Raw genomic sequence first — 11,234 nt, forward strand, 5'->3', positions numbered from 1 at the left:
GGAGTCGACGCGGAGCGTCGGCGACCGACGAGAACGCGGCAGATGTGCGTGCCAGGCCCCGCGTCTGCGGCGTGATCCAAACGACAGGCCCTAGTCCGGGGGTCAGCCGCGCGTCGTACCGTCCGGCCGCGCGCGTACGTCGTCCAGCGCCTGCGACCGATGGACCTGCTGCTCCCGTACGCCGCCTCCGTCGCCGCCGAGTCCCCGCGCCGGACCCTGACAGCCCTGCACCAGGGCGATGCCGATCGCCACCAGCAGCGTGACCACGACGAACACGAACAGCCGCTGCCGCAGCAACCGTGGATTGGCGGGCCGCAGCCCGGTCCCCGTCCTGGACGGCCGCCCGGTACCACTGTGCGGGGCGGGGCGGTTGCCGCTGCCCGACCGGGTCCCGTTGCGCCCGGTGGGTGTCGGCCGCGCCCCGGACCGCGCCGACGCGCCGCGTCCGCGCGCCGGAGTCCTGCCGCGGTTGGCGCCACCCGCCGACCGGTTCCCGCTCCCGTTGCCGGAGGGCCGGCCACCGCCCCGGGCGCCGGCTCCGCTCTGGGAAGCCGTACCGTCCGCGGACGGTACGCCGTCCCGGGAGGGGGCGGAACCCCGCGGTGGGGGAGTGCCCCGGCCCCGCTGCACGCCTGACGGGCCCGCGCCCTGCTGTCCTTGCGGACGCCGGGCCCGCTCGGGGTAGGTGTCGACGGGCCGGTCCGTCTCTGCGCCGCGCGGCGCGGGCGGCCGCACCCCGGCGAGGTCCTGCGCCTCCCGGGCCGCGATCTCCTTGAGCCGCAGCGACAGTTGGAGCGTGCTCGGCCGCTCCTCGGGGTCCTTCGCCAGGCACGCCCGGACGAGCGGAGCCAGCGCGTCGGGCACGCCGTGCAGCTGCGCCTCCTCGTGCACGACGCGGTACAGCATCACCTCGGAACTGCCGTGCCCGAACGGCGAGTCGCCCATCGAGGAGTACGCGAGCGTGGCCCCCAGCGAGAAAACGTCCGTGGCCGGGGTGACGGCTGCCCCGCGCACCTGCTCAGGGGCGAGGAAGCCCGGCGAGCCGACCGCGGTGCCGACGTGGGTGAGCGTCGAGGCGCCGGTGGCCCAGGCGATGCCGAAGTCGATGATCCGCGGCCCCTTCGGGGACAGCAGGATGTTGGACGGCTTCAGGTCCCGGTGCACGACCCCCGCCTCGTGGACGGCGACCAGGCCCTCGGACAGAGCCGCCCCGACGGCCGCGACGTCGGCGGCGCCGAGCGGTCCCTCGGCGGCGATCTTGTCGTGCAGGGAGGGTCCCGGTACGTACTGTGTGGCGAACCAGGGCCGGTCCGCTTCCAGGTCCGCGGCCACGAGCCGGGCCGTGCAGCCGCCGCGGATCCGCCGGGCCGCCGAGACCTCACGCGCGAAGCGTGAGCGGAACTCCTGATCCTCCGCCAGGTCGGGCCGGATGACCTTGAGCGCGACCCGTTGCCCCTTCTTGTCGGAGCCCAGGTAGACCACGCCCATCCCGCCCGCGCCGAGCCGTCTGTGAAGCCTGAACGAGCCGACGACGCGCGGGTCCTCGCGCCTCAGGCGCATCATCGCCATGTTCATCCCCGCTGCCCGGTCCTGTGACGAGCCACAGCTTACGTTTCCACGGCCGCCCACGCGCAGAGGCCGCGCCCTCTCGGGCCGATGGATTGTCAGTGGTGGGTGGGAGACTTGAAGTGTGGTCAGGGGGCGTGCGGACAGGCCGTGTTCGCGCGGGGGTCGAGCCCAACCACCTGCCACGGAAGGGGGATTGGACCCGTGAAGGGTGACCGTGTGGAAATAGTCGTGGACGCCGGTGACACGACACGCACATACGAGGTGGTGGCGAGCAGGGCGGGCCGCAAGGTGGAGACGGCGGTACGTCGAGGTGTCGTGGAAGTGAGCGAAGTCACCCGAAGTGGGGCAGTGGTGCGTACGGCCCGCTTCATGGCGAACCGGGTGCTGGCGCTGGTGGAACAGCCGGTTCCGCGGGAGGAAAGCTCGGACAAAGCGGTGTGAGCCGGGCATCCCTTCGGGGAAGACCCTGAGAGCCGGCTCTCCGTCTCCACCCAGGGGAGTACATCGCAGGTAGCGGCTCATCCTCCGGGAGGCCCGGCAATCGGTACGAGGGCATGACGCCCGGGGAGGGCCGGACGCCTAGATTTGAGGTCAAGCGGCGGGTGCAGCACTCGTCCCCCGAGGTCAGACGCCCGCCGCTGCCAACGACAACTGAGAACGGTCAGGAGAGGGACCATGGCCCACACGGCACCGCGGACGCTGGTCCGCACGCGGGAGCGCGGTACGGGCCGCCGCCACCCCTTGGTGGCGACGGTGATGGCCCTTCCCCTGGCGGTCCTGCTCCTCCTCGTCTTCGACGGGTGGGAGACAGTGGCCACACAGGCGTCGTCCGTGGGAGAGATGCTGGGGCGCTGAGCGGCGACCCCAGGCCCGGAAGAGCGGTCCGGGCGGGGACATCCACCCATGAAACCCCGTGGGGACGGGGGTACGGCGGACGGCAAAAAATGCCGGCGCAGCTGGGGAGCTGCGCCGGCATTGCTCTTTCTCAGGCTCAGCTGCGGGCATGCGTGCCGCCCGAGCTGCGGGCATGCGTGCCGCTGGGGGCGGCACGGGTGGGCGGTGGGGGTCCCCCCCCGCTCGAGCGAAGCCGAGAGTGGGGGAGGCACCCCGCTCCGCCGGGCTGCGGACCCACCCGCCCCGGGCACCAACGCCGAGCACCTGAAGCCGACAGCCCTCTACGGCCCTGCCCCCACCTGCCCGTACCCTCACCCCGTGACCCCCGCCCCCCTGCTGGCCGACCTCACCGCCAAGGCCCGAGCGACCGCCCACGCCCGCTCGTCGTCCTGCCCCTGCGGAACCGCCACCCTTGCGGACCGCCCCGACGCGACGGTCGTCCGCCACGCCGGCCTCGTCGCGAAGGCCCACCCCCCGGAGTCCGACCCCACCGAACTGACCAGCCGCCTCACGGTGGCCACCCGCCACCCCGAGATCCTCCTGGCACCGCTCACTCCCACACCGGCCGACCTGCACGGCAGACTCGTGACGTGCTGGCCGTACGGAACCCCGGTGGATCCGGACGACCCGGACGCCGCGCCCTGGGAAGCGGCCGCCACCCTCCTCGCCCGCCTCCACCGCACCCCCGCCCCCGACGCCCTCCCCGCCATGCGGGGCCCCGCCAAGGCGGCCCGGGCCATCGAGAAGCTCCGGAACGCCACCCCGCATCCCGCCGCCGCTCCTGTCCTGCGGGCCTGGGACACCCTTCCCGCGTGGGCCCGTGCCGAGGCGCCGATGCCGCACACTCGCACCCTCTGCCACGGCGACCTCCACCTCGGTCAGCTCATACGCCACCCCGCCCCCGAAGGCCCCTGGCTGCTGATAGACGTCGACGACCTCGGTGTCGGCGTCCCGGCCTGGGATCTCGCCCGCCCTGCGGCCTGGTACGCCTGCGGGCTGCTACTGCCTGATGAGTGGGGCCGCTTCCTCGCCGCCTACCGGGAGGCCGGCGGCCCGGCCGTACCCGCCGACGGCGACCCCTGGCCCGCTCTCGACGTCCCCGCCCGCGCCCTCACCGTGCAGACCGCGGCCAGGGTCGTCGCCAAGGCGGCCGCCGCCGGCCGTGACCCGGACGAGGTCGAGCAGTTGGTCGTGGACGCCTGTGACCGAATGGCTGCCCTCCCGCCGCAGTTGGCGCAGGAGCACGCGAAGTAGGGTGCAACCGACCACAGCGGGACAGAGTCTGTCCTGGCGAGACACGAAGCAGGATCGACCGGCGAGGAGTTGAACCACCATGCAGTGTCCGAAGTGCCGTGCGCCCATGCACACGTACAACCGCAACGGTGTCCAGATCGAGCAGTGCAGCGGCTGCCGCGGGATCTTTCTCGACTACGGCGAGCTGGAGTCGCTGACCCGCCTGGAGTCCCAGTGGTCCCAGGGCGCGCCGCCGCCCCCGCCCGCTCCGCAGGCCTACCCCGCCCCTCCGGCTCCCGCCTGGGGCGCCCCGCACGGCGGCCACGGTCATCACGGCGGCCACGGCCACCACGGTCACCACCGCAACAAGGGCTTCGGGCACATGCTGTTCTCGTCGTGACGCGACACGACAAGAGCCCCCGGCCGCGAACGGCCGGGGGCTCCGGTGTGGTGTGGACGATACTGGGATTGAACCAGTGACCTCTTCCGTGTCAGGGAAGCGCTCTCCCGCTGAGCTAATCGTCCTCGGGGCCATGGCCACTCCGTGGAGCGGATCATGGGCACTGCGTGCGCGATACTGGGATTGAACCAGTGACCTCTTCCGTGTCAGGGAAGCGCTCTCCCGCTGAGCTAATCGCGCGGGTTCGGATCTTGGAGCAGATCCAGTGGACGATACTGGGATTGAACCAGTGACCTCTTCCGTGTCAGGGAAGCGCTCTCCCGCTGAGCTAATCGTCCTTGGAGGTGGAGACGGGATTTGAACCCGTGTAGACGGCTTTGCAGGCCGTTGCCTCGCCTCTCGGCCACTCCACCAGGAGTGTAGGGGACCGGGAGCCCCCTGTTCCTGCGAGCGGACGACCAGGTTCGAACTGGCGACCTCAACCTTGGCAAGGTTGCGCTCTACCAACTGAGCTACGTCCGCTTGTCGTTTCCAACCCGCTCTCGCGGCCCGGCGACGTGTTGAACTCTAGCGGATTCCGGGGCCAGTACAAAAACGCGTTTGTGCAGCGTGCTGCGCTTACCCTGCTCAGGGAGGTCGCGGAACCCCCGGAAGGGACATCCTCCGGTCACTCTCAGGACACCGCCATAGACTCGACTGCGTGTCCGACCTCCCTCCTCTGGCCCGCTTCGGCGACCGCGTCGCCACCGGGCTCCTCGATGTCACCGACGATCCCGAAGCCCTGGAATCCAGCGGCTTCTGGGCCGTCTGCGCCGACTTCGAGGGCCGTCTGACCTGCGCCCGCTTCAGGGACGTGGGGGAGCAGCCCGTGCCCGCCCCGGTGCCCGGCGCGTGGCGGGCACCGGCGGCGGACGACTGGACGTCCTCGCTCGACCACGCCGCGTACACAGCGGCCGTCCGGCGGATCCGCGAGCACATCGCGGCGGGCGAGGTCTACCAGGCGAATCTGTGCCGGGTTCTGTCCGCGCCCGTCGCGCCGGGCGCGGACGTGGACGCCCTCACCGCGCTGCTGGCCCGCGGCAACCCGGCACCGTATGCGGGAACGATCCGCCTGCCCGGTCACGGTGTGGAGATCGCCACCGCGTCACCCGAACTGTTCCTGCGGCGTGACGGACGGGTCGTCGAGTCCGGGCCGATCAAGGGCACCGGCCGCACCGAGGCGGACCTGCTGGAGAAGGACTTCGCCGAGAACGTGATGATCGTGGACCTGGTCCGCAACGACATCGGACGGGTCTGTGCCACGGGCAGTGTGACGGTGCCCGATCTGTGTGCCGTCGAGAAGCACCCGGGGCTGGTCCATCTCGTGTCGACTGTCCGCGGTGAGCTGGGAACCGGGGCCGGCTGGGCCGGACTGCTCGGCGCCGCCTTTCCGCCCGGTTCGGTCACCGGCGCGCCCAAGTCGAGCGCCCTGCGGATCATCGAGGCGCTGGAGACGGCGCCCCGAGGGCCGTACTGCGGCGGGATCGGCTGGGTCGACGCCGACCGGCGTGTCGGTGAGCTGGCCGTCGGCATCCGTACGTTCTGGATCGACCGGGCCGACGGCGTGCTGCGTTTCGGTACCGGCGCGGGGATCACCTGGGGCTCGGATCCCGAGGGGGAGTGGCGGGAGACCGAGCTGAAGGCGTCCCGGCTGCTCGCGATAGCGTCGGGAGGGTACGAGGTGAGTGGAGAGGACCTGACGTGAAGATCTGGCTCGACGGCGGGCTGCAGGACAGCGAGTCCGCCCGCGTCTCCGTCTTCGATCACGGGCTGACCGTGGGCGACGGCATCTTCGAGACGGTGAAGGCCGTGGACGGCAGGCCGTTCGCGCTCACCCGGCACCTCGACCGGCTGACCCGGTCGGCGCGCGGCCTCGGTCTGCCCGACCCGGACCACGACGAGGTGCGCCGCGCCTGTGCCGCCGTCATCGAGGCCAACCCCGCGCCGCTCGGTCGCCTCCGGATCACCTACACCGGCGGACACGGCCCGCTCGGGTCCGACCGCGGCGAGCACGGCCCGACCCTCCTCGTCGCCCTCGGCGCGACCAGCCGCCGCCCCGACTCCACCGCCGTGATCACGGTCCCCTGGACTCGCAACGAGCGCGGCGCGCTCACCGGCCTGAAGACCACCTCGTACGCCGAGAACGTCGTGGCCCTCGCCCGTGCCCGCGAACAGGGCGCGTCCGAGGCCCTGTTCGGCAACACGGCGGGACAGCTCTGCGAGGGCACCGGGTCCAACGTCTTCGTCGTCCTCGACGGCGAGATCCACACTCCGCCGCTCGCTTCGGGCTGCCTCGCGGGCATCACGCGCGCTTTGGCGATCGCATGGACCGGTGCCCGGGAGACCGATCTGCCGCTGGACGCGCTGGAGCGGGCCGACGAGGTCTTCCTGACGTCCACGCTGCGGGACGTGCAGGCCGTGCACCGCGTCGACGACCGTGAGCTGCCGGGCGCGCCGGGCCCGGTGACCGCCAAGGCCATGCGGATCTTCGACGAGCGCTCCGGGCACGACCTCGATCCCTGACAGCCCCCCATATTCGGCTGCCCCGGGGTCCGGTTGCGGGTAGAACACCCCTGATGACCACGACCCTGCGGCCGACCGAGCCGCTTCAGCAGAACGCCGACGGGACGCGCTCACGCCGATTCCAGGTGTGTGTGAACAGCCGTCCCGTAGGGGCGATACACCTCGGCACACATCCCGTGTTCGGCCGCGCGGTGGCCCGGATCACGGAGCTGCGCATCGAGGAACCGGACCGCGGACGCGGCCGGGGCACGGTGGCCGCGCTCGCCGCCGAGGAGGTGGCGCGCGGCTGGGGGTGCCGGCGCATCGAGGCGGCGGTGCCCGCCGACGCCGGGCCCGCGTTCCGGCTCGCCACCGCGCTCGGCTACGTCGTGCGCAACCGCGGAATGGAGAAGTCGCTCGGTGACACCCCGCCGCAACTGCCGCAGGGCAGTCGTGCCCGGCCCATGACCGAGGCGGAGTTCGGCCCCTGGCTGGAGAAGGGCCACGAGGACTACGCGCAGAGCTGGATCGCGCGGGGCGTGCCGGAGGCCGAGGCCCGGGCCAAGTCGGAGCGGGACCACGCCGCCCTGCTGCCCGAGGGCCTGGCCACACCGGGCACGTTCATCAGCGTCGTCGAACACGAGGGGACACCGGTGGGCGATCTGTGGCTCGCGGTGCGTCAGGACGATGCCTTCGTCTTCGTCGTCGAGACCCACGCCGCCCACCGGGGCCGGGGACACGGCCGCACCCTCATGCTGCTGGCCGAGGCCCAAACGATCGCCGAGGGCAGGCGGACCATCGGCCTCAACGTCTTCGCCGGCAACGACCCGGCCGAACGGCTCTATGAGTCACTCGGCTACGAGACGAAGCTGTACGTCATGTACAAGCCACTGTTGTAAGGGTCCGGCGGGGCCGGGTCAGCCCTGCTCCTGCTCCGCCAGCAGCCGGTCCGCGATCTCCTCGATCCGCTCGCGCAGCCCCTCCTGGCTCTTGCCGCCGTCGAGCCGCTCGCCGTCGATGACGTAGGTCGGGGTGCCGGTCACGCCGATCGCCTTGCCCTCGGCCTGGTCGGCGTCCACGATCAGGATGTGCCGGCCGTCGATCAGCGCGGTGTCGAACTCCTCGGCGTCCAGGCCCAGTTCGCCGGCCACCTCGACCAGGAAGGGTTCTCCCTTACGGGACAGCTCCTCCACCCGTCCCAGCAGGGCCTCGGCGTACGGCCATCCCCGGCCCTGCTCCCACGCCTCCTCCGCGGCCTGGGCGGCGGCGAAGGCGTGCTTGTTCTTCTCCAGGGGGAAGTGCCGCAGCCGCAGCTCCAGACGCTCGCCGTAGCGGGCGCGCAGCGATCGGAGGTCGTCCAGCGCGGTGCGGCAGTCCGGGCACTGGAGGTCGCACCAGATCTCGAGGACGGGGGCGGTGGACGGGGCAGGGGAGGAGTCGCTCATGCCGACAGTCTTCCAGCCCGTGCACCCGCACCGGCACCCGCGGAGGAGGCGACCCGGAGATCTCCCTGATGGACCCGGAGATCTCCCTGATGTAGGGGCGAGGCATGGCCCGCCGGGGTGCGGCGGGTGCAGGATGGAAGGGACGAAGTGCCCCTGCCCGACCGTGCCACGCCTGGAGGACCGGATGATTGCCGAGACCGTCTGTTCCGCCGTGTCCGCGGCAGGCCTGGGCATCGCGGCCATCACGGCGTACCGCAAGCGTTTCCTCGCCGCGGCCCGTATCACGGCGTACTCGCTCGTGCCGATCGGCCTGGTGATGACGGGAGTCGTCGAATGGCTGGCCGACACGGCGTTCAGCCCGACCGCCTGGGCCGGTTTCGGGGTGCTCGGGCTCGCGTGGGCGCTGTTCGCGACCACCCGCGTCGTGGAGCGCCGCCGCGGCGGCACCCGCAAGGAGCGCAGGGCGGCCCGGACGGCGGGGCGGCCCGAGGCGGTGGCCCCGGCGGCCTCGGCGCCCTCCCTGGGGCAGGGCGGGCAGGGCTCCCGCTCCGCCTCCCGGCCCGCGGCGGCGTCCCGCGGAGAGGACGATTTCAGCGACATCGAGGCCATCCTCAAGAAGCACGGCATATGACGGCCATGCCGCGCGCCGGACTGAATCGTCACAGTGGGTCCGAGGACGCGCCAAAGTGATCACAACCTGAACCGGACCTCACGCAATCGGCGCACCCCCGGACGGAAGTAGGGCGCTGATCGCGCCTGGCGGGGCGGCTGCGCCATCATCACCGCGAGATGCTGGACACGACGAGACAGAGCGACCCCGCGCCGCCGCAGGACGAGCCACGTGGTTGTCTCTTCGCCCTTTCCCAGCCACCGCTGATGATCTTCCTTGCGGTGATCGGGTGTCTGCTGCTCATGGCCTCGTTGCACGATCTGCTGTGGCTGTGAGCCGTACCCGCGGTACCCGGCGCCACCCGCCGGGGCCGCGTCGGCATCGATGGCCTTCTGAGCCTCGGGTCCTCCGAAGGCGGCTGTCAGCCCGCCGCCTCCCTGCGGCGCGCCCGGTACGCGGCCACGTGCAGGCGATTGCCGCAGGTGCGGCTGTCGCAGTACCGCCGGGAGCGGTTCCGAGAGAGATCGACGAAGGCGCGGCGGCAGTCGGGCGCCTCGCAGCGCCGCAGCCGCTCCTGCTCTCCGGCGACCACGAAGAACGCCAGTGCCATCCCGCAGTCCGCCGCCAGGTGGTCGGCGACGGAGGCACCCGGTGCGAAGTAGTGCACATGCCAGTCGTAGCCGTCGTGGTCCGTGAGCCGGGGTGTGGTGCCGGCGGCCGCGACCAGCTCGTTGATCAGTCCGGCGGCGGCCCGGGCGTCGGGGGCGGCGAAGACCGCGGCGAACCGCCCCCGGATCTTCCGCACCGCGGAGAGGTCGAACTCCGAGAGCGCTCCGACGTCGCTGATCTCGTGGTTGCTCACGAAGTCCGTGAGCGTCGCCACGTCCGGCAGCCCGTCCGCTGCCGTGTCGTCCTCCGGTGCGGTGTTCACCAGATCGACCACGGTGTCGAGGGCGCACCGGGTGTCGTGGGTGATCAGCACGATTCGCTCCCTGGCCTGGGGGTCGGGCAGGTGCCCGCCGATGCTGGCCGATGGTAATGGCTCCGGACCCACCGGACGGCCCTCATGCCCGCACATGGCTTCGAATAGAACGCCGCCGGGCCCGCCATGGTTCCCGCCTACCGACAGTGACGACGATCGTTCCCGTTCTCTCCCGTTGTCCCCGGGTCTCCCCGTCGGCGCACGCGAACCGGCGCCGGCTCCGCGTGATCCGCGGTGTCGGCGCCGGTGTATCCCGTATGCGGTTGTCCGAGCCCGAGCCGTCTCCCCGAGTCGACGGCGCCGGGCGGCTTTGTGAGGGCCTCGCCCTAGCTTTCCGCCAGGATGTGCGAGAGCTCCTGATCGAGGTCGAAGTGCCGGTGCTCCGTGCCGGGCGGCACGGCGGCGTCGGTCCGCTTCAGGAAGGACTCCAGGGCCCGTGCCGGGGCCTCGAGCAGGGCCTCGCCCTCCGGTGAGCTCAGGGCGATGCACACGACGCCCTGGCCGTGACTGCGCGACGGCCAGACGCGGACGTCGCCGGTGCCGGTAGGGCGGTGAAGTCCCTCGGCGAGGAGGTCGCGGGCGAACACCCACTCGACGGTCTCCTCGGCTCCGGTGTGGAAGGTGGCGTGCACGGCGTAGGGGTCGGCCGTGTCGTACCGCAGGCCTGCGGGGACAGGCAGGGAGGACTCGCTCGACACAACGAGGCGCAGGTGCAGCTCGCAGCTGACCGTGGTGTTCATAAGCGCCAGGGCCTTTCGCTCAGTGTGCGCTCGGGGATTCGCACGTCGGCGAAATCGACATGCCACCTACGGTGCCGTTGTAAACCCCTCTGAGTGTTTTGCGTGCCTTTACGTAACTCTTCCGGCCCTAAGATCGTTCGCGCCGTGCGTCCATTCCGGTGACTGGTTTCGCTCGGGTAGTGTTTGGCCGTATGAATACGGGGAGTAACGAGCCGGGCGAGGTGGCCGTGGCATCGGACGAGACGGGGACGGACGAGGTGCGCAGCGAGCAAGAGCGGGGGCTTGGCTCGCGAGCACCGGAATTCATCAAAGCGCGCCGGGTGCTGCATGTGAGCTGGCAGGTCGGTGTCTTCATCATCGGGCTCGCGGTCGTCGTGGCCGGCATCATCATGCTGCCCCTTCCCGGGCCGGGATGGGTCGTTATTTTCGGCGGCATGGCGATCTGGGCGACCGAGTTCGTCTGGGCCCAGCTGGTGCTCCGCTGGACCAAGCGGAAGGTCACCGAGGCGGCGCAGCGTGCCCTTGACCCCAAGGTGCGGCGGCGGAACATCATCCTGACGACCATCGGGCTGGTGATCGTGGGCGTACTGGTCGGTTTCTACGTGTGGAAGTTCGGCATAGTCATGCCGTGGAAGATCAAGGACCAGTGAGCCGCGCCGGGGTGCCGGTGCAGGCCCCGCGCTGGTCACAGGCACTCCCTGACATGGGGTAATGTTCTTCCTGCGTCCGGGCGATTAGCTCAGTGGGAGAGCACTTCGTTCACACCGAAGGGGTCACTGGTTCGAACCCAGTATCGCCCACCTGGATCAGCGGCCCACCT

General features: G+C 71.4%; 14 protein-coding genes and 6 tRNA genes. 11 read left to right on the plus strand and 9 right to left on the minus strand.

What is annotated here, in order from left to right; genetic code table 11:
• Positions 1-102: 102 nt before the first annotated feature.
• Entirely contained in the window at positions 103-1,575 is a 1,473-nt protein-coding gene (locus ACFZBT_RS35620; protein WP_391112909.1) for a protein kinase, read from the minus strand.
• 195 nt (positions 1,576-1,770) lie between these two features.
• On the opposite strand from ACFZBT_RS35620, the gene ACFZBT_RS35625 reads away from it, so the two are divergent.
• The 4 genes from ACFZBT_RS35625 (at position 1,771) to ACFZBT_RS35640 (ending at position 4,096) form a co-directional block, all read left to right on the plus strand.
• Positions 1,771-2,010, plus strand: coding sequence for a hypothetical protein (locus ACFZBT_RS35625; protein WP_391112913.1), 240 nt, complete (start codon positions 1,771-1,773; stop codon positions 2,008-2,010).
• Between the two features lie 234 nt (positions 2,011-2,244).
• Complete coding sequence (locus ACFZBT_RS35630) at positions 2,245-2,424, plus strand: hypothetical protein (protein ID WP_391112915.1); 180 nt, start codon at positions 2,245-2,247, stop codon at positions 2,422-2,424.
• Between the two features lie 357 nt (positions 2,425-2,781).
• The gene (locus ACFZBT_RS35635; protein ID WP_391112918.1) at positions 2,782-3,717 is read left to right on the plus strand and encodes a phosphotransferase; all 936 of its coding nucleotides are present in this window, start codon (positions 2,782-2,784) and stop codon (positions 3,715-3,717) included.
• 79 nt (positions 3,718-3,796) lie between these two features.
• On the plus strand, positions 3,797-4,096 hold the full coding sequence (locus ACFZBT_RS35640) for a zf-TFIIB domain-containing protein (protein ID WP_193480248.1): 300 nt from the start codon (positions 3,797-3,799) through the stop codon (positions 4,094-4,096).
• A 53-nt stretch (positions 4,097-4,149) separates the two neighbouring features.
• On the opposite strand, the gene ACFZBT_RS35645 is transcribed toward ACFZBT_RS35640, so the two are convergent.
• The 5 genes from ACFZBT_RS35645 to ACFZBT_RS35665 all read right to left on the minus strand — a co-directional run bounded on the left by ACFZBT_RS35645 (position 4,150) and on the right by ACFZBT_RS35665 (position 4,618).
• Positions 4,150-4,221, minus strand: a tRNA-Val gene (locus ACFZBT_RS35645).
• Positions 4,222-4,264: 43 nt separating this feature from the next.
• Positions 4,265-4,336: transfer RNA gene (locus ACFZBT_RS35650), tRNA-Val, on the minus strand.
• Between the two features lie 26 nt (positions 4,337-4,362).
• A tRNA-Val gene (locus ACFZBT_RS35655) sits at positions 4,363-4,434 on the minus strand.
• A gap of 1 nt (position 4,435) precedes the next feature.
• A tRNA-Cys gene (locus tag ACFZBT_RS35660) sits at positions 4,436-4,509 on the minus strand.
• A 36-nt stretch (positions 4,510-4,545) separates the two neighbouring features.
• A tRNA-Gly gene (locus ACFZBT_RS35665) sits at positions 4,546-4,618 on the minus strand.
• Positions 4,619-4,796: 178 nt separating this feature from the next.
• Here ACFZBT_RS35665 and ACFZBT_RS35670 point away from each other — a divergent pair.
• The 3 genes from ACFZBT_RS35670 to ACFZBT_RS35680 are packed head-to-tail and all read left to right on the plus strand — an operon-like array spanning position 4,797 to position 7,536.
• Positions 4,797-5,840: a chorismate-binding protein gene (locus tag ACFZBT_RS35670; RefSeq protein WP_391112922.1), complete on the plus strand. Its 1,044-nt coding sequence runs from the start codon at positions 4,797-4,799 to the stop codon at positions 5,838-5,840.
• Positions 5,837-6,658 carry an aminotransferase class IV gene (locus ACFZBT_RS35675; protein WP_391112925.1) on the plus strand — a complete coding sequence of 274 codons (822 nt, stop codon included), beginning with the start codon at positions 5,837-5,839 and terminating at the stop codon, positions 6,656-6,658. The genes ACFZBT_RS35670 and ACFZBT_RS35675 overlap by 4 nt, the downstream gene beginning before the upstream one ends.
• A gap of 53 nt (positions 6,659-6,711) precedes the next feature.
• On the plus strand, positions 6,712-7,536 hold the full coding sequence (locus ACFZBT_RS35680) for a GNAT family N-acetyltransferase (protein ID WP_391112928.1): 825 nt from the start codon (positions 6,712-6,714) through the stop codon (positions 7,534-7,536).
• Between the two features lie 18 nt (positions 7,537-7,554).
• Here ACFZBT_RS35680 and ACFZBT_RS35685 read toward each other — a convergent pair whose 3' ends face one another.
• Positions 7,555-8,082, minus strand: a complete 528-nt coding sequence (locus tag ACFZBT_RS35685; protein ID WP_391112931.1) for a DsbA family protein — start codon at positions 8,080-8,082, stop codon at positions 7,555-7,557.
• 184 nt (positions 8,083-8,266) lie between these two features.
• Between ACFZBT_RS35685 and ACFZBT_RS35690 the strand changes: the two genes are divergently transcribed.
• Both ACFZBT_RS35690 and ACFZBT_RS35695 read left to right on the plus strand, forming a co-directional pair.
• The gene (locus ACFZBT_RS35690; protein ID WP_391112934.1) at positions 8,267-8,713 is read left to right on the plus strand and encodes a hypothetical protein; all 447 of its coding nucleotides are present in this window, start codon (positions 8,267-8,269) and stop codon (positions 8,711-8,713) included.
• 158 nt (positions 8,714-8,871) lie between these two features.
• Positions 8,872-9,027, plus strand: a complete 156-nt coding sequence (locus ACFZBT_RS35695; RefSeq protein WP_382497674.1) for a hypothetical protein — start codon at positions 8,872-8,874, stop codon at positions 9,025-9,027.
• An 86-nt stretch (positions 9,028-9,113) separates the two neighbouring features.
• On the opposite strand, the gene ACFZBT_RS35700 is transcribed toward ACFZBT_RS35695, so the two are convergent.
• Both ACFZBT_RS35700 and ACFZBT_RS35705 read right to left on the minus strand, forming a co-directional pair.
• A complete protein-coding gene (locus ACFZBT_RS35700; RefSeq protein ID WP_391112938.1) occupies positions 9,114-9,674 on the minus strand; it encodes a CGNR zinc finger domain-containing protein in 561 nt (186 codons plus the stop codon).
• A 326-nt stretch (positions 9,675-10,000) separates the two neighbouring features.
• A complete protein-coding gene (locus ACFZBT_RS35705) occupies positions 10,001-10,414 on the minus strand; it encodes an SsgA family sporulation/cell division regulator (protein ID WP_004002642.1) in 414 nt (137 codons plus the stop codon).
• A gap of 191 nt (positions 10,415-10,605) precedes the next feature.
• Here ACFZBT_RS35705 and ACFZBT_RS35710 point away from each other — a divergent pair, with 191 nt between their 5' ends.
• Together ACFZBT_RS35710 and ACFZBT_RS35715 are read left to right on the plus strand one after the other, a co-directional pair.
• Positions 10,606-11,064 carry a TIGR02611 family protein gene (locus ACFZBT_RS35710; RefSeq protein ID WP_391112941.1) on the plus strand — a complete coding sequence of 153 codons (459 nt, stop codon included), beginning with the start codon at positions 10,606-10,608 and terminating at the stop codon, positions 11,062-11,064.
• 78 nt (positions 11,065-11,142) lie between these two features.
• Positions 11,143-11,214 (plus strand) — tRNA-Val (locus ACFZBT_RS35715).
• Positions 11,215-11,234 lie beyond the last annotated feature (20 nt).

The organism is Streptomyces sp. NPDC008137, assembly GCF_042957035.1.
Lineage (GTDB): Bacteria > Actinomycetota > Actinomycetes > Streptomycetales > Streptomycetaceae > Streptomyces.